A 17,960-nucleotide genomic window follows, 5' to 3' on the forward strand; every position below is an offset into this window, starting at 1 on the left:
GCCGTACGCCCTCACTGGTAGTGCTGTCCACCGGAGTATGAGCCGCCAGATTTGCCGCTGGACGATTGCCCGCCCGCCGAATATGCGGCCCCTCGACCGCGGGGTGCCCGGGTGGCACCGCGGGAGACCTGACTCGTTTCGAGAGGAGTACGCAATGCGCAACAAGCTCATGGCAGTGACGGTGGGAGCGCTCCTGGGGCTGTCCGGAACGGCCGCCGCGCAGCCGCCCGCCGGGAAGGGTCCGGCGAAGAAGGCGGCCGTGGCCACGGCCGGCAAGGCGGAGCTCACCTGGTGGGGCCACGCGGCCTTCGTCCTCCGCACCCCCGGCGGTGCCACGATTGCCATCGACCCCTGGTTCTCCAACCCCAAGGCCCCGCAGGGCGCCCAGTGGCCGGAGCAGGTGGACGCCATCCTCGTCTCCCACGGGCACTTCGACCACGTGGGCGAGACCAAGACGCTGCAGCAGAAGACCGGCGCCCAGGTGTTCGGCTGCTTCGAACTCGTCAACCTCCTGGGCATTCCCCAGGACAAGGCGATGGGCGGCAACGTCGGCGGCACCTTCAAGGTGAAGGACGCCACCATCCACTTCGTGGAGGCGGTGCACTCCAGCAGCTACGCCGCGGACGAGAAGAGCCCCGCCCAGTACGCGGGCGCGCCCATGGGCTTCGTCATCCAGATCGACAACGGGCCCACGCTGTACCACGGCGGTGACACCGGCCTGTTCAGCGGGATGAGCCAGATTGGCGAGCGCTTCAAGCCCACGTACGCCCTGCTGCCCATCGGCGGTCACTTCACCCTGGACCCCACCGGCGCCGCCCAGGCCGCCCGGATGCTCGGCAACCCCACGGTGGTGCCCATGCACTACGGCACGTTCCCCCTGCTGGCCGGCACGCCCGACAAGCTGGAGGCGGACCTGAAGAAGGCGAAGAGCAACGCGAAGGTGAAGGCGCTCGAGGCCGGCAAGGCCACCGCGCTGTAGTCCGTCGTACCGGCCCCGCCTCCTTATGAGGGGTGGGGCCGTTGGCGCCGGGCTGGGAAGTGGGATATTTCCTGGTTGTCTGTCTGGTGCGCGGCACCCGGGGTGGACTTCCGATGGATCTAGGCAAGGCGGGTTGGCTCTCCTCGATGCTCGAGGAGTCGGTCGCGGCCCACGCGCGTGCACCCGCTCAGGGGGTGTCCCCGGGACTCTCCGGCCGTGCCCGCGCCCGCTCGTACCTGCGCCGGATGCTGCGCGCCAGTGGGTTGCTCTACGGCACGCCCGCCGGCGGTGGGGTGTCCTCGGAGGGGGTGTCCTCCGAGTCCGCTGGGACGGCGGCTCCCGAGGAGGTGCTCTTCCGCGCGGTGGTGCGGACCTTCGCGCGCATGGCCCTGGACATCGCGGTCCTGGCCGGTGCGCCCCTGGGTCCTCGCCGCGAGCAACTGTTGCTCCTCTTCGCCGTCCTCACCGGCCAGCTCGAGGAGGCCCAGGCGATCGAGGAGAAGCTGCGGCAGGGGCACGAGGCGCCGAAGCGGTTGTGGGGCAGGGTGGAGGACGCGCTGGAGCGCCGTGCCCTGTCGCTGTCCGGGGATCCGGCGTATGGGCTCGTCCTGCACAACGGGGCGCTCTACGCGGATGGGCACATGTTCGGCCGGCAGGCGCTCGACTACTTCTCCCGCGGGGGGTTGAACCGCGAGATGGCCCGGCGGCGCATCGACTTCGCGGCGCGGCAGAAGGCGCTGCTCGTGGAGGTGCTCACGGGCCTGGCCTGCGTGGACCGGCAGCCCTCGTTCTCCGCGCGCCGGGCCATCCTCCGGCAGGTGGAGGACCTGGGGTTACCGGCCGCGCTCGAGAGCGAGTTGCGGACCGCGGTGAGGCAGTCCTTCGAGCGCCGCCGTTCGTTGAGCACGGCGGTGAAGGACGTGCGCAGCGTGGACCTGAGGCGGTTCATCCTGGAGCAGACGCTGCTGGCCTCGCTGGTGGATGGCCGGCGGACACGGGGCGAGCGGGCCTTCATCGATCAGCTCTCGCATGAGCTCCGGGTGCCGGAGAGCACGGTGCACCAGCTGGAGCTGGAGGTGGCCGAGTTCTACGCGAAGAACCGCTCGGTGGTGGATGTGTTCACGGTGTCCTCCGCGGCGAATCTGATGGGCGAGGACATGGTGTCCCGCATGCAGAACACGCTGGAGCGGAATTTCCACCGGTTGATGCAGGAGGTCCGTGAGACGGGCGAGCTGTATCACCTGCTCACGAAGGCCGCGCGAGGACAGACGCTGACGGCCGAGGAGCGCCAGCGGATGCGGGCGCAATTGATTGACGTGGCGAAGGCGATTCCGGCGCTCGCCATCTTCGCGGCGCCGGGAGGGATGTTGTTGCTGGTGGCCCTGGCGAAGGTGCTGCCCTTCAACCTGTTGCCGAGTGCCTTTCAGGACGAGCCCGAGCCCGTGAGTCCCGAAGAGGAGGGCACAGGCGGTGGCGACAAGCCCCCGGTCCGCGAGGTGGGCTGAATCCCTCTCACGTCTTCTGCCGCTGAAGCCTCGCCACCAGCCGCCGCAGGTCCTCGTTCGCCCTCACGTACTCGGTGCTGCTCTTCTCCTCGGTGAGCTGCTTCTCCAGCGTGGGCAGTGCGTTGCGCGCCAGGGCCGCCGCGTCCTTCGCATCCTCCACCAGCCACTCCGCCCCGAGGATGAGCGCCATCCGCGTGTCCGGGTCCTTCTCCGTCATCCGCGCCAGCAGTGACCCCAAATGTGCCGCCGCCTTGCCGCGCCCCACCTCCATCGCCGCGCGCGCCACCACACCCTTGTCCGCGTCCTCCAGCTTCTTCACCCAGCAGCCCGTGTCCGTCCCGCACGCCTTCGCCGCCTCCAGCCGCTTGCCGTGCCGCGCGATCGTCTCCACCCGCTTCTTCCCCAGCGCCACCGGGTCTCCACACCCCTCGCCTCCCAACGCATCGCACTCGGCCGCCGTCTTCGCCGGCTCCGCCGCCGCCAGCTTCTCCAGCACCGGCATCTCCCGCGCGTCTCCCAGCATCGTCAGCGCCTCGAGCGCCGCCTCGCGTGCGTACCAGTCCCCCTGGCCCGCCGCCTTCTCCAGTGCCGGCAGCGCGTCGCGTCCGCCCATCCGAGCCAGTGCATGCGTGTACTCCCCGCGCACCCCCGCATCCGGTTCGGACACCAGTGCAGCGATGGGCTTCACCGCCGCCGTCGAGCGCATCCTCGCCAGCGCGTCCGCCGCCCGTGTCCGCACGATGGCCTGGATTCGCGGATCCTCGTGCTTGAACTCGAGCTGCTTCAGCAGCGCCGCCTCCGCCCGGCGCTCGCGCAGGTCTCCCAGCAACTGCGCCGCCTTGAAGGAGTAGCTCGCCGGGTTGATGCCGTTGCGCTGGGCCCAGCTCGACAGCTCCGTGTCCTTGCCCTCCAGCACCGCGAGCAGTGCGTCCGACGCCGGCTGGCCCAGTTGGAAGAGTGAGAACGAGCTCTCCACGTAGAAGGACACCCCGCGGCGCTCCTTCGTCAGCATCCGCACCAGCGTCGGCACCGCTCGCGCGTCCCCGATACGGCCCAGCGCTTCAATCGCCTTCTTGTTCAGGAAGAGCTCCGCGCTCTCATCCGTGGCCAGCGCCATGAGCGGTTCCACCGCTTCCTTCACACGCATCCGCCCCAGTGCCTCCACGGCCTCGATTCGCGTGTAGTTGTCTCGCGCCTTCAGGAGCTTCAGCAGCATGGGCACGGCCTTGGGGTCGCCAATCTCTCCCAGCGCCGAGGCCAGCTCCTTGTTCAACTGATTGCCGGCCGAGTCCGTCGCGGTCAGGTCCACCGCGTTGCCCAATGGCTCCACCGAGGCGGGGTTCTTCACGTCGGCGATCGCCCTCGCCACCGCGGCCTTCACCTCGGGCTTCTGGTCCGACGCGAGCTGCCCGTGAAGGAAGGGCAGGAAGCTCGCGTTCAACGTGCCCGAGCTGCGCAGCGTCTCGAGCACCCGCGCCTTGTCCTGGGGGCGCCTTGCCTTGCCCAGCGTCTTTTCCCAGTACTCCGGGGAGGTCGGGTCCACCTTGCACCCGGAGAGAAGGAGCACGAGCGCCAGGCTCGTTGCGGCAAGTAGGCGAGACATGGGACCCCCCAATGGGTTGTAGGTGCTTTTCCTGTAAACCCATCCTGTCGGAAGGAGCAAACCAACCCGGGAGATTGGAGTACGCTGCTCAACGCCATGTCCGTCGATAATCAACCTTCCACCCGTCCTCATGTCGTGCGCCGGAAATACCTGGTCGATCCCGGGTTCCAGCTCCGGTACATGTTCCGGCTCGCCGCGCTCGGCGGAGGCGGGGTGTTGCTCGTGGGTGTGCTGGCGTACCGGGCGCACCGGGCCGCGGTGGACAGCGGCGCCTCCCCCATGGACCTGGCCACCAGTGGAGAGACCATCCTCTGGCTCACCGGGCTCGGCGCGCTGTGCATGGCGGGGCTGATGGTCCTCATGGGGCTCGTGCTCACCCACCGCGTGGCCGGCCCCGTGTATGTGATGAGCCTCTACATCGCGACGCTCGCCGCCGGCCGCTACCCGCGCATGCGTCCGCTGCGCAAGAAGGACGAGCTGCGCGGCTTCTTCGACCGCTTCAGCGAGGCCGTGGACCGCATCCGCGAGCGCGAGGCCGAGGAGGCCCGGCTCCTCTCAGAGGTCATCGAGACCCTGCAGCCCCTGGCCACCACGCAGGAGACCCAGGCCGCGCTCAGCATCCTCGGCTCCCTCCGCGCCCGGAAACGTCAGGCCACCGAAGGTCCCACCTCGGGGGCGCTGAAGACCGTTGCCTGAAGCCTCCCAGTACAGCAGAAGGCTCTCTCCTATGACCCGCCCCCGCATCGTCTTCATGGGCACGCCCGAGTTCGCCGTGTCCTCCCTGGCCGCCCTCTTCGACATCGGAGACGTGGTGGCCGTCGTCACCCAGCCGGACAAGCCCAAGGGCCGTGGTCAGGCGCTCGCTGTTTCTCCGGTGAAGGCCTACGCGCTCGAGCGCGGCGTCCCCGTGCTCCAGCCCCAGAAGATGCGCACCCCTCCCTTCTCCGAGGAGCTGCGCAAGCTCGCTCCGGACGTCGCCGTGGTGACGGCCTACGGGAAGATCCTCCCCAAGGACGTGCTGGAGACGCCCGTGAAGGGGTGCCTCAACGTGCACGCCTCGCTGCTGCCGCGCTTCCGGGGCGCCGCCCCCATCCAGTGGGCCATCGCCCATGGCGACCCGGAGACGGGCGTGGCTTTGATGGTGATGGACGAGGGCCTGGACACCGGCCCGGTGCTGGCCGAGAAGCGCCAGCCCATCGCCCCGGACGAGACGAGCGCGACGCTGCACGACAAGCTCTCCAAGCTGGGTGGAGAGCTGCTGCGCGAGCACCTCCCCGCGTACCTGCGCGGCGAGCTGAAGCCGAAGCCGCAGCCCTCGGAGGGCGTGGTACTCGCCCCCATCATCGAGAAGGAGGAGGGGAAGCTCGACTTCTCGCGGCCGGCGGTGGAGCTGGAGCGGCGTCTGCGCGCCTTCACCCCGTGGCCCGGGGCCTTCACCACGCTGGAGGGCAAGCTGTTCAAGGTGCACCGGGCGAAGGTGGGGCAGGGCAGTGGGGCGCCGGGCACGGTGGTGTCCGCGGGGCCGCAGGGGCTGGAGGTTGCGTGTGGCGAGGGCTCCCTGGTGCTGCTGGAGGTGCAGCCCGAGGGCAAGCGGGTGATGACGGCGGGCGAGTTCCTCTCGGGCCGCAAACTGGTGCCGGGCAGCCGGCCCTTCGAGACATAGGAAGAAGAGGACACGCGACATGGGCAAGAGGCTGCTGGTCCTGCACGGGCCGAACCTGAACCTGTTGGGCGAGCGGGAGGGAAGGCAGGGAGGACGGCTCGCGGACCTCGATGCCGCGCTGACGGCCCGGGCCACGGAGCTGGGGCTGGAGTTGAAGGTGGTGCAGTCCAACCACGAGGGCGTCCTTCTCGACACCTTGCATGCCGAGCGTTCCCGGCTGGACGGCGTGGTGGTGAGCCCCGCGGGGCTCTTCGGTTCCTACTCCCTCATGGAGGCGCTCGAGCTGGTGGGCGTGCCCGCCATCGAGGTGTACCTGGAGCGGCTCGGCGCGCGCGAGTCCGTGGTGGCCGAGGCCTGTGCCGCCACCATCGAGGGCCAGGGCTTCCACTCGTACCTCGAGGCGCTCGAGCGCTTCGCCAGCGGGGACCTCACCGGGGAGCTGACGGAGGAGGACGAGGCAGAAGAGGACGAGGAGGCGGTGGACGAGGGCGCGGAGGACGAAGTGGAGGAGGGGGCGGAGGACGATGACGGCGTGGTGGATGCCGCCTGGTCCGGGGAGGACGACGAGGCCGCGGCGCCGGAGGAGAAGGGCAAGACGCTCGGCCGCCGCAAGAAGGACATTCCCCGGGAGAAGTCCCTGGCGGTGAGGCAGCCGGGGGCCCTGGCGCGTGCCTCCGATGCACCGGCGAAGGCCCTGGCTCCCTCGGGCGGGAGCCGCAAGACGCTGGGCCGCAAGGTGGAGGCGCCGGCCGCGCCGAGCACGTCCTCGAAGACGCTGGGCCGCAAGGTGAAGGGCGTGGAGGGGACTCCCGCGGCGAACGTCCTGTCCCGGGCCCTGGTGCGGCAGAAGATCGCCGACCGGCTGGCGGGCAGGCTCACTCAGGCGGAGCTGGCGGCGTGGGCGCGCTCGAAATGGTCGGAGCTGCAGCGTGGAGCCTCGGCGGAGGGGGGCTACGAGGACATGCTGGAGGATCTGCTGCTCTCCCTGTCCTCCCTGCCCGCCAGCAAGCTGTCGGATTCGGAGCTCGTGAACATGATGACCCGGTTGGACAGGTGAGAGGGGAAGGATGAACGCACGTGCCATCGCCATCCAGGTTCTGAGCCGCGTCCGGGCCACGGATGCGTACCTCAACGTCGTCCTCGACACGGTGCTCTCGGAGTCGCCACCGGCCGATCCCCGGGACACGGGGCTCATCACCGAGCTGACCTACGGGGCCACCCGCCGTCAGCTCACGCTGGACTACGCCATCACCCGCTTCGCCGATCGCAAGCTGGACGCGCTCGAGGACAAGGTCCTGGCCGCGCTGCGCGTGGGGGCCTATCAAATCTTCTACACCCGCGTCCCGGCCCGCGCCGCCGTGGCCGAGACGGTGCAGGCGCTCAAGGAGGTGGGGCTGACTCGCGCGGCGGGCTTCGTCAACGCCATCCTGCGCAAGCTGTCCTCGCTGCCCTCGCCGCCGCTGCCGCCGGAGACGGATGCCATCGAGCACCTGTCGGTCCGCGAGAGCCACCCGAAGTGGATGGTGGAGCGCTGGGTGCGCCAGTTCGGCCGCGAGCGTGCCGAGTCCATACTCGTCGCCAACAATCAGACGCCCTCGGTGGTCATCCGCGCCAACAGCGCGAAGGTGACGCGCGACGCGCTGCTGGAGCAGCTGCGAGAGACGGGGCTCGAGGTGCGGCCCACGGCGGTGTCTCCGGTGGGAATCGTCCTGCCGCCGGTGGGACGGCTGGAAGACATCTACGGCTACGCCGAGGGCCTGTGGCAGGTGCAGGACGAGGCCGCTCAACTGGTGGGTGTGTACGGGGACATCCCGGAGACGGCGCGGGTGCTGGATGCGTGCGCGGCGCCCGGCGGCAAGGCGTGCCACCAGGCCGAGAAGCACGAGGTGGTGGCCACGGACCTCCACGCCAACAAGCTGCGCAAGATTGAATCCGAGGCGAAGCGGCTGGGTCTCTCCGGGCGCCTGCGGGCCGAGGCGCATGACGCGTCGCAGCCCTGGCCGGAGGAGTGGGGCGAGTTCCACGCGTTCGTGGTGGACGCGCCGTGTTCGGGCCTGGGGACGCTGCGGCGGCACCCGGAGCTGCGCTACCGGCGCAAGCCGGAGGACATCGGGCGGCTGGCGGTGTTGCAGCGGCGCATCCTGGAGAACTGCCAGGAAGCGGTGTCGGCCGGAGGCCTGCTGGTGTACGCGGTGTGCACGATGGACCCGCAGGAGGGGCAGGATCAGGTGGAGATGTTCCTGCGCAGCCACCCCGAGTGGACGGCGGAGCCGCCGGTGCTGCACGAGTCGGTGAAGCTCCCGCTCACCCAGGCCTACCTGCGCACGCTCCCGGGCCCCGAGAGCTGGGACGGCTTCTTCGCCGCGCGCCTGCGCAAGATGTACTGAGGCCTACGCGCTGGGGACGCCGGGCTCGAAGTTCGGCGGCGGGGGCGGTGGCTCATCCGGCAGGGCTCGCAGCACCGGCAGCAGGGCCCTCAGGGCCTCGGTGACGCTGCCGAACCGCCTGCCCGCCGCGGCCGTGGCCCGCTCCACCCAGTGCTCCCAGCGTCCACACCACGCCCCGTCCCGCCGCGTGGCCAGCATGTCCCGGACGATGAGCCCGAAGGAGAAGACATCGGCCGAAGAGGGCACGGGACCCGTCTCTCCCAGCTCGGGCGCCACGTAGGCCGTGCCCACCTGCGGGGGCCTCAGCCAGCCGGGCGCGTGGGTGCGGCGGAAGACCTCCAGCCCCAGGTCGAGCAGGCACAACCTCACTCCCTTGCCCCCGGGCGCGACGAGCAACCGCGTGGGCCGCAGCCGGCCATGGGCGATGCCCGCGGCCTGGGCGGCGGTGAGCGCCTGCGCCAGTTGATCCGCGAGCGCATGCAGGTAGGGCAGATCCAGGCCCACCGGGTGGAGTCCTCCCAACATCGAGGGCAGCGACTCGCCATTCCACCAGGGACGCACCATCCACAGGGCCTCGCGGGCCACGTCGTACCCCACGGCCTCCACGGGCTGGAAGGCGGGGTGCTGGGTCCGCTCCCCCGAGTGCATGTGCTCCTCGAAGCGTTTCAGCTCGGTGGAGGTGGGAGGCCGCAGCGTGCGGCACAGGGTGAGCCGCCGGGCCCTTCCTCCCTCGACGGGCTCCACCCGGTACTCCGAGCCGGGCTCGTCTCCGAAGGCCGGTCGGACGATGCGCCACTCCCTTCCGAGGACGTCACCTGCGGTCAGCGCGCTCATGAACGAAGAGTGTAGACGGGATGGCCCCCTGTCATGGCAGGGGGCCCGCCACGGGACGTCCATCCTCGAACACGAGGCTGCTCCCCTGGGTCACCCCATCCCATACGTTCCCCATTCCGGGATTACCTCGCGCACCCTGGCTTCTCCGCGTGTTCGTCTCCTCGCGCGACGCGTCTTGATTCCATCCCGGCAAGCCCAATACTTCGGGGTTCGTCACAGGGGACCGGGCGGGAGTCCCCCCGCTCGCCGGGGATGTAATGGAGAAGGGCTCACTGCAGGAGTTGGAGCAACGGTTGGCGCTGTGCAGGCCGGAGGACACCCTGCGTGGCTTCTTCTTCACGGGCGCGCTGGATGTGGTGCGCGGCCTCCATGACGAAGGGGTCCTGCGGCGCTGTGTCGACGCGGCCGGAGGCAGCCGCTTCATGGCCTTCTTCAGCTATCCCGTCGGAGCGCTGAACCGGCTGCTCTACGCCGCGGCGTGGGCCCTGAGCGAGCACCATGGCGGCTTCGAGGGCGCGATGTGGCGCCTGGGGCACCAGGTGGCGCCGGAGTACCTGGAGTCCGGGGCGGGGCGGGTGCTGCTGATGCTGGCCGGGGGAGAGCCGAGGCGGATGCTCAATGGTTTCCCCTCGGCGTGGCGGACGTCCGTCCGGCATGGCGAGTGCTCGGTGCAATGGACCGGGCCGGGCAGCGGCATCGTCTCCATCAAGGGCAGCACCCTGCCGTGCGACTACCTGGTGGGCGCGGTGCGGGGCCTCTACGAGGCGGCGCGGGTGGCGGACGTGAAGGCCACCGGACGGCAGGTGAGCCTGACTGAGACGGAGGTCGAGGTCTCCTGGTAGGCAGGGAGGCGGGCACGGGCAGAAGCGGCGTGCGCGCGGTGTTCGGAGCGCGTTCGCGAAGGAGGCACATGCGCCGGGTCGTTGAGCTGACGGAGATGGGTCGAGGCACGGGTCCCCGGGTGTTGTTGCTGCCCGGGCTGGGTGCGCGGGGCGTCGGCTTCCGGGCCCTGGCCGAGCGGCTCTCCTTCGTGGCCCGGCCCGTCCTCGTCGAGTACCCGGAAGGCAGCCTCGCCGCCTGTGGGGCAGGGGAGCTGGCGCGTCAGGTGCTGATGGCGGCGGGGCGGATGGACGCGGTGGTGGCCAGCTCCTACGGGGGCATGGTGGCCGGACACCTGGCGGCGGCGGGTGCGGTGCGCGGGGTGGCCTTCATGGGCTCCTTCACCCGGCCCGAGCACCTGGGGTTGCGCGGCCACCTCATCCCCCTGATGGGGCCCATCGCCGTCCTGGGCCGCCCCGGTCCATTCACCGCCTGCGTGGCCTCGTGGACGCGCGTCCCGGCCGAACAGGTGGCGGACGTGGTGCCCACCACGACGCTGGAGCGGATGACCACGCTCCACCGCGCCTTCGCCTGCCGCCGCGAGCCGCCTCCGCCCGAGCTGCGCCCACTGTCCGTTTCGTGTCTGTGCATCCAGGGGGACCGGGACGTGCTGGTGCCCGCGTCCACCATGGCGCGGCTCGCGGCCTCGCTGCCTTCGGGCACGCCCCAGCACCTGCTGCGCGGCGCGGGCCACGTGCCCTACTTCACCCACCCCGAGGAGTGCGCCCGGCTGCTGACGCCCTGGCTGCACGCGCTGGCGCCCGCCACGGGGGCCGAGACCGCCGCCTGAGCAAACGAAAGCCCCGTGCCTCCCACGAGGGGTGGCACGGGGCCGGAGCTGCTTCGACCCGGGACGGGCTCAGTGCTCGTCGCTCGTGGCCTCGGCCAGCTTGAAGGCCTCGAGCACGGCGGCCGACGCCCGGTCCAGGTACTTGCCCTTGCGGATGAGCAGACCGATGGGGCGCGACACCGGGCCCTCGGCGAAGGGCTTGGAGACGACAGAGCCCTGCGCCACCTCGGCCGCCACCGTGGCCATGGGGAGGATGGCCACGCCGATGCCCATCTCCACCGCGCGCTTGATGGTCTCGACGTTGTCGATCTCCATCACCGGGTTGAGGTCCAGGTTCTTCTCGCGGAAGAGCCGGTCCAGCGCCTTGCGCGTGGGCGCCTCGCGATCGAAGGCGATGAAGGGCACCCCGGAGAGCGCCGTGAGGCTCACCTTCGCCTTGGTGGCGAACGGGTGGGTGGGCGAGCACACCACCGCCAGCTTGTCGTCGCGGAACGGGTGGATGTCCACGCCCGCGCGCGGCTGCGGGTACGCCACGATTCCAATCTCCGCCGCCCCGAGGATGACGTCGTCGTAGACCTGATCATTGCGCCGGTAGTTCAGGCGCATGTTCACCTTGGGGTGCGTCTTCAGGAGCTGCTTCTGCACGTTGCGCAGCTCGTGCAGGCCCACCGAGTAGATGGTGGACACCGTCGTGGTGCCCTGCACCTCGGTGGACTGCTCGCGGATCTCGTTCTCCACCTCGGCGAACCGGGCGAGGATCTCCTTGCACCCGCGGAACAGGCGCTCGCCGGCCGGCGTCGGCGTCACCTGGCGGGCGCTGCGCGACAGGAGCTTCTGCTCGTAGCGGTTCTCCAGGGCGCGGATCTGCTGGCTCACCGCGGACTGCGTCACGTGGTTGAGCTGCGCGGCCCTCGAGAAGGAGCCCGTCTCCACCACGTCACAAAACATCTTCAGGGATTCAAGCTGCATAAGAGGGGGCCTCTCCTAACCGAAGCCTAATGTCGAGGCTAGAGCTAATTAGCCGGTCTACGCCGCACCGGCAAAAGCGCTTACCCCGCTCGACCGTCCGGCTGCTTGACGGAGGAGGCGATGAACCCTTGGAGGTCGAAGGGCCCTCAGCTGGAGGCCGCGCGGGCCCGCGAGCGCATCAACACCACCACGGCCGCTCCGAGTGCCAACAGGCCGGCGCCCATGATGACCTGCATGCGGCCCATCTCCTGCTCGGCGTCCCGCTTGAAGCTGCATTCCATCTCGGACAGGCCGGTGCAGTCCGCTGGGGACAGGCGCGTCTTGAATCCCACCCCCAACAGGAAGAGACCGCCCAGGAGGATGCCGCCACACAGCCCCAGCAGGGCCGCCCGGGTCAATCCTTCCGCGCTCTTCGGGGCCTTGGTGTCCGTTCCCTCATGTTGCATGACGGGGACGCTACCGCCGCATGGGCTCGTGCGCCACATCCCGCGTATGCTCCCAGCCCATGAGAATCCTCTACGGTGTCGTTGGCGAAGGCATGGGACACGCCACCCGCTCCCGCGTGCTCCTCGAGGAGCTGGCCAAGGAGCACGAGGTCCATATCGTCGTCTCGGGGCGCGCCAAGGACTACCTGGCCAAACGCTTCGAGAACGTGCATGGCATCTGGGGCTTCACCATCGCCTATGAAGGCAACTCGGTGAAGAAGTGGCAGACGGTGCTGCAGAACCTCTCCGGGGCCGTGAAGGGCTGGCCGCAGAACGTGCGCCAGTACTTCGACCTGGTGGAGGACTTCAAGCCGGACGTGGTGGTGAGCGACTTCGAGAGCTTCAGCTACCTCTTCGCCCGCAACCACCGCCTGCCCGTCATCAGCGTGGACAACATGCAGATCATCAACCGCGCGAAGCACGACGCGTCGCTGCTCGCCGGTTTCGAGGACGACTTCGAGGCCACCCGCGCCCTGGTGAAGTCCAAGCTGCCCGGGTGCTTCCACTACCTCGTCACCACCTTCTTCTACCCGCCCGTCCGCAAGGAGCGCACCACGCTGCTGCCCTCCATCCTGCGGCCGGAGATCCTTTCCGCGAAGTCCGAGCCCGGTGAGCACCTGCTCGTCTATCAGACGTCCACCACCAACACGCAGCTGCCGGAGATCCTCAAGCAGAGCGGGCTGCCCTGCCACATCTACGGCATGCGCCGCGACATCACCGAGGACGTGAAGGACGGCAACCTCCTCTACCGCCCCTTCAGCGAGAAGGGCTTCATCGACGACCTGCGCACCGCCCGCGCCGTCATCGCCGGGGGCGGCTACACGCTCATGAGCGAGGCCGTCTACCTCCACAAGCCCCTGCTCTCCCTGCCTGTGAAGGGCCAGTTCGAGCAGGTGCTCAACGCCCTCTACCTGGAGAAGCTCGGCTACGGCATGTACGCGCCCGAGCTCACCCTCGAGCGTCTGCGCGACTTCCTTCAGCGTGTCCCCGGCTGCCAGGAGTCGTTGAAGGGCTATGAGCAGGACGGCAACGAGAAGATGATCGCCGCCCTGCGCGAGCAGCTCGCCCGCGCCGCCGAGTACAAGGGCCGCTGGTGGGAAGAGGGGGGTCCGGCCGAGCCCTCCAAGGCGTGAGCCTCACCGCCCTGGCCGCCAGGAGACCGGGCGGCCGGGCGGAGAAGCGTTGGCTGGTCATCGAAGGGCGCGGTGGGCGGGAGCCCATCGGAAAGATGCTCCGTCGGCTGCCGAGCTGACGGGGCGGTCCCATGTTAGGAGGCGCGTTCCGGCACAGGCGGCCGGGGCCTGTTCTTCAGTAGGCGTGCCTTCGCCAGGGCCCGCCCATGGTTTCCCCTCCCTTTGTCCCGAGCCCCCCGATGGACAGCCGCAACACCCCGAAGTTGTTCGCGACCGGCATCCCGAGCTTCGATCTCCTGCTGGGCGGTGGCATCCCCAGGCGCCAGACCCTCATCGTGGCGGGCAATCCCGGCTGCGGGAAGACGATCCTCTGCAGCCAGCTGGCCTTCCTCGCCGCCTCGCGCGGGTTGCCGGTGGTGCTCGCCACCGTCACCTCCGAGCCTCACGACAAGCTGGTGGACGCGCTCTCCGGCTTCTCCTTCTTCCGCCGTGAACTGTTGGGCGACAAGCTCATCTTCGTCAGCACCTATGCTTCGCTGAAGAAGGGCGCCAAGGAGGCACGCGACACCCTCCTGCACACCGTGCGCGAGCGCGGCGCGAAGCTGCTCTTCCTCGACGGGCTGCGCTCCATCCGTGACCTGTGGCAGGACGAGGCCCGGCTGCGCGAGTTCCTGTACGAGCTGGGCATCGGGCTGTCCGCCACGGACTGCATCGGGCTCTTCACCACCGAGTACCCCATCGAGAAGTTGATGACGCTGCCGGAGGCCACGACGGTGGATGGCATCATCTCGCTGTGGGTGAGCCCGCACGGGGGGCGCCGTCATCGCCGCGTGGAGGTCGTCAAGCTGCGCGGCCGGCCCCACCTGCCGGGGGCGCACCTGTTCCAGATTGGTGCCGAGGGGGTGGAGATCATCCCGCGGCTCGAGACCCGTGTCCCCTCCGACAAGGACTTCGTCCCACCTTCTACCCGGGCCGGCTTCGGTCTGCCCGAGTTCGACGGACTGATGGATGGAGGCCTGCCGCTGCAGAGCACCACCCTGATGGCGGGCAGCATGGGGATTGGCAAGACGCTGCTCGCCGCGCACTTCGCGGCGGAGGGGGCCCGCCATGGGGAGAAGACGCTCTTCGTCTCCTTCTTCGAGCCTCCCGCGGCGCTGTTGGCCCGGGCTCAGCGCATCGGTCTGGACGTGCGGGAAGCGCTGGCGAGCGGGATGCTGACGTTGATGCACCACCCTCCCTCCGAGCGGGAGGCGGATGTCCTGGCCGACCGCATCCTGGCGGAGGTGGCCCGGATGGGCATCCGGCGGCTGGTGGTGGACGGGCTGACGGAGCTCGAGCTCTCCATCGCGGACCCGGAGCGGCGGCGGACCTTCCTGGCCGCCTTCAGCGTGCACCTGCGGGCCGCGGGGGTGACGTCCCTGTTCACCAAGGAGGTGTCGAAGATCGCCGGCACCGAGCTGGACTTCAACGACACGCCCATCGCCATCCTCGGCGAGAACCTGATGCTGCTGCGCTACGTGGAGTTGCGCGGGCGCATCCACCGCGTGATGTCCATCCTCAAGATGCGTGACAGCAAGTACGACGGAAACCTGCGCGAGTTCGAGATCAACGACTCGGGGATCCGTGTGCTCAACCCCCTGCGTTCGGCCGTGGGACTGCTGACGGGCCAGGCCCAGCCCATCGGTTCCCGCATCGGAGGGGAGGAGGAATGAGCCTCGTCCTCATCGCGGAGGATGAGGAGGCGATGCTCGAGATCTTCGCCCAGGTGGTGGAGGATCTGGGTCATCGGACCCTGCGGGCGCACAACGGGGAAGAGGCCCTGATGCTGGCCCGGACCGAGCGGCCGGACCTGGTGGTGAGCGACCACATGATGCCCCGGCGCACCGGCGTGGAGTTGCTGCGCATGCTGCGGGCCGACCCTCGCCTCGAGAGGGTCCCCTTCCTGCTGCTGAGCGCCGCGCAACCCAAGGGATTGGAGGAGGCCGATGCCTTCCTCCCCAAGCCGGTGGACCTCGACACCTTCGAGGCCGCTGTGCAGCAGGTGCTGGGCTCGCGTCCCACTGCTCCGGAGCCACGCGAGGAGGCCATGCCCGCGGAGGCGCGCGCGGGCCACTCCAGCGGCGCCGGGCGCGAGGAGATGCTCAACTGGGTGGCCCATGAGATCAAGACGCCCCTGAGCTCCGCGCGGCTCAACGCCCAGATGCTGCTGCGCAAGCAGGGAGAGCGGGGCTCCGCCGAGGAGCGGAAGTGCTCCGAGGCCATCCTCCGTCAGCTCGACCGGATGAACGCACTCGTCACCTCCATCCTCGACGCGGCACGCCTGTCCGAGGGCAAGGTGGCACTGCGGCGTGAGCCCGGCGAGCTCGCCACCTTCCTCCAGGAGGTGGTCCAGGAGTGGCGCGAGCTCCAGCCCCAGGTGGACTTCTCCCTGACCGGAGCGCTCCAGCGGGTGGCGCTGTCCTTCGACCCCGAGCGCGTGCGGTACATCCTCAACAACCTGCTCTCCAATGCGGTGAAGTACGGCGGGGCGCAGCGGCGCGTCGAGGTGTCGCTCTTGCGCACGCCAGGCCTGGCCCTCGTCCAGGTGCGCGACTGGGGGGTGGGCATCCCCGCCTCGGAGTTGCGCAACATCTTCGACCGCTTCCATCGCGCGGACGGCGCGGGCGGGAACGGGCATGGGCTGGGGCTGTACATCGCCGCGGCGCTCGCGAGGCTCCACGGCGGCTCGCTCACCGCGCAGTCGGAGCTGGGCAACGGCTCCACCTTCAGCCTCCGGCTTCCCCTGCCGGTCTAGTGTCACGGCCGGAACTCAGACCCTCACCCCGGCCCTCTCCCAGAGGGAGAGGGAGGAGTGGAGGGAAGAGTGGGGGGGTGCTGCTCAGTGGAGCAGATCCTCGTTGTTCTTCTGTGCCGCCTGCCTCGTCAGCTTCGTCACCCAGGAGCGTGTGAGCGGCGTCTCGCTGTCCCGGCCCCGGTACCGGTCCGTGCTGCTGTCCTGCGGCATCATCCGGTTCACCTGCGCCAGCACCGCCGCCGTCATGCCCGGTGCCAGCGTCCTCGCCAGTGCCGCCACCTTCGACGGCCAGCCCACCAGCGCCTCCGCGTCACCCCGGCGGCAGGCCTCGATGATCTTCCTCGCCGCCCGCTCCGCCTTCATCGACATCCCCGGCAACGAGTCCCCCAGCACGAACCACGCGTACTCCGCTTCGTGGTCGCCCTTGAAGAACGCATTGGGCGGACTGCCCGTGCGCATCAACCCCGGGCACACCGTCGTCACCAGGATGCCGTCCTGCGCCAGCTCCGCCCTCATCCCGTCCGACAGGCCCACCAGCGCGAACTTGCTCGCGCTGTACGGTACCAGGTGCGGGATGCTCACCCTCCCGCCAATGGACGAAACGTTCACGATGCGCCCCGAGCCCCGCCGCTTCATCTCCGGCAGCACCGCCAGCGACGTGTAGAGCGCCGCCCAGAAGTGCACCTTCATCGCCTCGACGAAGTCCTCCTCGGCCATCGACTCGAGCGGACCCACCTGGATGCCACCGGCGTTGTTCACCAGCACGTCCACCGCGCCAAAGCGCTCGTGCACCTGGGCCACCATCGCCTCCACCTGCACCCGGTCACTCACGTCGCAGGGGATGGCCAGCACCTCGCCGCCCAGGCCCTCCAGCTCGTCGCGCGCCCGGGCCAGCTCCACCTCCTCCCGGGCGCAGATGATGACGCGCGCCCCCTCGGCCAGGAACTGACGGGCCATCACCAATCCCAGGCCCCTCGAGCCGCCCGTCAGCAACACGGTGCGGCCCTCGAAGCTCACCTTCTCCCGCAGCATCGCCCTCAGCCCCATCACCGCCCCCATTCCCGCGGCGGTCAGGGCCCCCAGCGACAGACGGGAGGCCTCCTTCTTTTTCTGGCCTGCCATGTCGTTCCTCGTGCGCGGGGGTTCAGGGCGCGAACGCGCCGGAGGTGGCCTCGGGGCCGGTGAGCCGCTCCAACAGCCGCCTCAACTCGGGGTTCGTCGCCGCCTCTCCCGCCACCCGCAGGCGCAGGATGCCGAAGGCGTCGTACACCAGGAACGTCGGGACATCCTCCACCCCGTACGCCTGCTCCATCGAGCCGTCGTCCACCGCCACCGGGTGCCGGAAGCCCATCCGCTTCACGATGGCCTCGATGTCGTTGGTGTCCAGCGCATGGCCCAGATCCTCGCCCTCCATCGGGACGTGGACGCCAATCACCTGGAGCCCCTTGGGGATGAACTCGTCCAGCAGCGTCTTCACCAGTGGCAACTGCTCCTGGTTCGTCTTGCTCAGCTCGGACCAGAAGTACAGCAGCGTGGGCCGGCCCCTCAGGTCGTGCACGTGCACGGGGGCATTGATCCAACCGCCTTCGGGATCCAACAGCGTCAGGGGAACATCCATCGAGGACATGGGCAGGGCCTCCTCAAAGGGTGGAGAGGACGCGATTCAAGCTAGGCATCCGCGCCCCGCGTCCCGGACGTGCCCTCCCACCCGTCCCCTCCCCACCCGGCACACACGGCGCCCGCTCTCCTGTCCGGCGCCCGCTCCCTCCTGACGCAACGTGTCGAGGAATCCCGCTCTGACACGTTGAGTCAGGAATCTCTCATTTGGTGAGAATGGAGGGTTTTCGTTTTTTGAGAATGCACGAGTAGAGTGGCCGTGCCTGCCTGGCACTCAGCCGGGCGGGTACCCCCTTGGAAGCAAGAGCAGGAGGCGCTCTCT

The 17,960-nt window shown here is 69.5% G+C and carries 17 protein-coding genes; 11 read left to right on the forward strand and 6 right to left on the reverse strand.

The window, feature by feature from the left end:
- Positions 1 to 154 precede the first annotated feature (154 nt).
- Both BO221_RS18525 and BO221_RS18530 read left to right on the forward strand, forming a co-directional pair.
- Positions 155 to 979, forward strand: coding sequence for a metal-dependent hydrolase (locus BO221_RS18525; protein WP_083681146.1), 825 nt, complete (start codon positions 155 to 157; stop codon positions 977 to 979).
- A 113-nt stretch (positions 980 to 1,092) separates the two neighbouring features.
- Positions 1,093 to 2,484, forward strand: a complete 1,392-nt coding sequence (locus BO221_RS18530; RefSeq protein ID WP_073561767.1) for an LETM1 domain-containing protein — start codon at positions 1,093 to 1,095, stop codon at positions 2,482 to 2,484.
- Positions 2,485 to 2,491: 7 nt separating this feature from the next.
- Here the strand turns inward: BO221_RS18530 and BO221_RS18535 are convergent, their stop codons facing one another.
- Positions 2,492 to 4,087, reverse strand: a complete 1,596-nt coding sequence (locus tag BO221_RS18535) for a HEAT repeat domain-containing protein (RefSeq protein ID WP_073561768.1) — start codon at positions 4,085 to 4,087, stop codon at positions 2,492 to 2,494.
- A gap of 96 nt (positions 4,088 to 4,183) precedes the next feature.
- Here BO221_RS18535 and BO221_RS18540 point away from each other — a divergent pair, with 96 nt between their 5' ends.
- The 4 genes from BO221_RS18540 to rsmB are packed head-to-tail and all read left to right on the forward strand — an operon-like array spanning position 4,184 to position 8,137.
- Positions 4,184 to 4,783: a signal protein gene (locus BO221_RS18540; protein ID WP_073561769.1), complete on the forward strand. Its 600-nt coding sequence runs from the start codon at positions 4,184 to 4,186 to the stop codon at positions 4,781 to 4,783.
- Positions 4,784 to 4,814: 31 nt separating this feature from the next.
- Positions 4,815 to 5,750, forward strand: a complete 936-nt coding sequence (fmt, locus tag BO221_RS18545) for a methionyl-tRNA formyltransferase (protein WP_073561770.1) — start codon at positions 4,815 to 4,817, stop codon at positions 5,748 to 5,750.
- Between the two features lie 19 nt (positions 5,751 to 5,769).
- On the forward strand, positions 5,770 to 6,807 hold the full coding sequence (locus BO221_RS18550; protein WP_073561771.1) for a type II 3-dehydroquinate dehydratase: 1,038 nt from the start codon (positions 5,770 to 5,772) through the stop codon (positions 6,805 to 6,807).
- A gap of 10 nt (positions 6,808 to 6,817) precedes the next feature.
- On the forward strand, positions 6,818 to 8,137 hold the full coding sequence (rsmB, locus tag BO221_RS18555; RefSeq protein WP_073561772.1) for a 16S rRNA (cytosine(967)-C(5))-methyltransferase RsmB: 1,320 nt from the start codon (positions 6,818 to 6,820) through the stop codon (positions 8,135 to 8,137).
- 3 nt (positions 8,138 to 8,140) lie between these two features.
- Here the strand turns inward: rsmB and BO221_RS18560 are convergent, their stop codons facing one another.
- Complete coding sequence (locus tag BO221_RS18560) at positions 8,141 to 8,971, reverse strand: protein kinase (protein WP_073561773.1); 831 nt, start codon at positions 8,969 to 8,971, stop codon at positions 8,141 to 8,143.
- 257 nt (positions 8,972 to 9,228) lie between these two features.
- Between BO221_RS18560 and BO221_RS18565 the strand changes: the two genes are divergently transcribed.
- Entirely contained in the window at positions 9,229 to 9,813 is a 585-nt protein-coding gene (locus BO221_RS18565; protein ID WP_073561774.1) for a TIGR02265 family protein, read from the forward strand.
- A gap of 68 nt (positions 9,814 to 9,881) precedes the next feature.
- Positions 9,882 to 10,640: an alpha/beta fold hydrolase gene (locus tag BO221_RS18570; RefSeq protein WP_073561775.1), complete on the forward strand. Its 759-nt coding sequence runs from the start codon at positions 9,882 to 9,884 to the stop codon at positions 10,638 to 10,640.
- A 69-nt stretch (positions 10,641 to 10,709) separates the two neighbouring features.
- Here the strand turns inward: BO221_RS18570 and BO221_RS18575 are convergent, their stop codons facing one another.
- Entirely contained in the window at positions 10,710 to 11,609 is a 900-nt protein-coding gene (locus tag BO221_RS18575; RefSeq protein WP_073561776.1) for a LysR family transcriptional regulator, read from the reverse strand.
- Between the two features lie 146 nt (positions 11,610 to 11,755).
- The gene (locus BO221_RS18580) at positions 11,756 to 12,055 is read right to left on the reverse strand and encodes a hypothetical protein (protein WP_073561777.1); all 300 of its coding nucleotides are present in this window, start codon (positions 12,053 to 12,055) and stop codon (positions 11,756 to 11,758) included.
- Positions 12,056 to 12,114: 59 nt separating this feature from the next.
- Between BO221_RS18580 and BO221_RS18585 the strand changes: the two genes are divergently transcribed.
- From BO221_RS18585 to BO221_RS18595, 3 genes are all read left to right on the forward strand, one after another.
- Positions 12,115 to 13,227 (forward strand): MJ1255/VC2487 family glycosyltransferase, encoded by a 1,113-nt coding sequence (locus BO221_RS18585; RefSeq protein ID WP_073561778.1) that lies wholly within the window; start codon positions 12,115 to 12,117, stop codon positions 13,225 to 13,227.
- 239 nt (positions 13,228 to 13,466) lie between these two features.
- A complete protein-coding gene (locus BO221_RS18590; RefSeq protein WP_073561779.1) occupies positions 13,467 to 14,939 on the forward strand; it encodes an ATPase domain-containing protein in 1,473 nt (490 codons plus the stop codon).
- A complete protein-coding gene (locus BO221_RS18595; protein WP_073561780.1) occupies positions 14,936 to 16,021 on the forward strand; it encodes a hybrid sensor histidine kinase/response regulator in 1,086 nt (361 codons plus the stop codon). The genes BO221_RS18590 and BO221_RS18595 overlap by 4 nt, the downstream gene beginning before the upstream one ends.
- 84 nt (positions 16,022 to 16,105) lie before the next feature.
- Here the strand turns inward: BO221_RS18595 and BO221_RS18600 are convergent, their stop codons facing one another.
- Entirely contained in the window at positions 16,106 to 17,143 is a 1,038-nt protein-coding gene (locus BO221_RS18600; RefSeq protein ID WP_073561781.1) for an SDR family oxidoreductase, read from the reverse strand.
- Between the two features lie 22 nt (positions 17,144 to 17,165).
- Entirely contained in the window at positions 17,166 to 17,648 is a 483-nt protein-coding gene (locus tag BO221_RS18605) for a redoxin domain-containing protein (RefSeq protein WP_073561782.1), read from the reverse strand.
- Between the last annotated feature and the right edge of the window lie 312 nt (positions 17,649 to 17,960).

The organism is Archangium sp. Cb G35, assembly GCF_001896145.1.
GTDB lineage: Bacteria > Myxococcota > Myxococcia > Myxococcales > Myxococcaceae > Archangium > Archangium violaceum.

Excerpts from the sequence above, each read along its gene's own strand:
- rsmB (WP_073561772.1), top strand. The coding sequence starts at position 6,818 with ATGAACGCACGTGCCATCGCCATCCAGGTTCTGAGCCGCGTCCGGGCC.
- BO221_RS18585 (WP_073561778.1), top strand. The coding sequence starts at position 12,115 with ATGAGAATCCTCTACGGTGTCGTTGGCGAAGGCATGGGACACGCCACC.
- BO221_RS18560 (WP_073561773.1), bottom strand. The coding sequence starts at position 8,971 with ATGAGCGCGCTGACCGCAGGTGACGTCCTCGGAAGGGAGTGGCGCATC.
- BO221_RS18540 (WP_073561769.1), top strand. The coding sequence starts at position 4,184 with ATGTCCGTCGATAATCAACCTTCCACCCGTCCTCATGTCGTGCGCCGG.
- BO221_RS18595 (WP_073561780.1), top strand. The coding sequence starts at position 14,936 with ATGAGCCTCGTCCTCATCGCGGAGGATGAGGAGGCGATGCTCGAGATC.
- BO221_RS18590 (WP_073561779.1), top strand. The coding sequence starts at position 13,467 with ATGGACAGCCGCAACACCCCGAAGTTGTTCGCGACCGGCATCCCGAGC.
- BO221_RS18580 (WP_073561777.1), bottom strand. The coding sequence starts at position 12,055 with ATGCAACATGAGGGAACGGACACCAAGGCCCCGAAGAGCGCGGAAGGA.
- fmt (WP_073561770.1), top strand. The coding sequence starts at position 4,815 with ATGACCCGCCCCCGCATCGTCTTCATGGGCACGCCCGAGTTCGCCGTG.
- BO221_RS18530 (WP_073561767.1), top strand. The coding sequence starts at position 1,093 with ATGGATCTAGGCAAGGCGGGTTGGCTCTCCTCGATGCTCGAGGAGTCG.
- BO221_RS18570 (WP_073561775.1), top strand. The coding sequence starts at position 9,882 with ATGCGCCGGGTCGTTGAGCTGACGGAGATGGGTCGAGGCACGGGTCCC.
- BO221_RS18550 (WP_073561771.1), top strand. The coding sequence starts at position 5,770 with ATGGGCAAGAGGCTGCTGGTCCTGCACGGGCCGAACCTGAACCTGTTG.
- BO221_RS18605 (WP_073561782.1), bottom strand. The coding sequence starts at position 17,648 with ATGTCCTCGATGGATGTTCCCCTGACGCTGTTGGATCCCGAAGGCGGT.
- BO221_RS18600 (WP_073561781.1), bottom strand. The coding sequence starts at position 17,143 with ATGGCAGGCCAGAAAAAGAAGGAGGCCTCCCGTCTGTCGCTGGGGGCC.
- BO221_RS18525 (WP_083681146.1), top strand. The coding sequence starts at position 155 with ATGCGCAACAAGCTCATGGCAGTGACGGTGGGAGCGCTCCTGGGGCTG.
- BO221_RS18575 (WP_073561776.1), bottom strand. The coding sequence starts at position 11,609 with ATGCAGCTTGAATCCCTGAAGATGTTTTGTGACGTGGTGGAGACGGGC.
- BO221_RS18565 (WP_073561774.1), top strand. The coding sequence starts at position 9,229 with ATGGAGAAGGGCTCACTGCAGGAGTTGGAGCAACGGTTGGCGCTGTGC.
- BO221_RS18535 (WP_073561768.1), bottom strand. The coding sequence starts at position 4,087 with ATGTCTCGCCTACTTGCCGCAACGAGCCTGGCGCTCGTGCTCCTTCTC.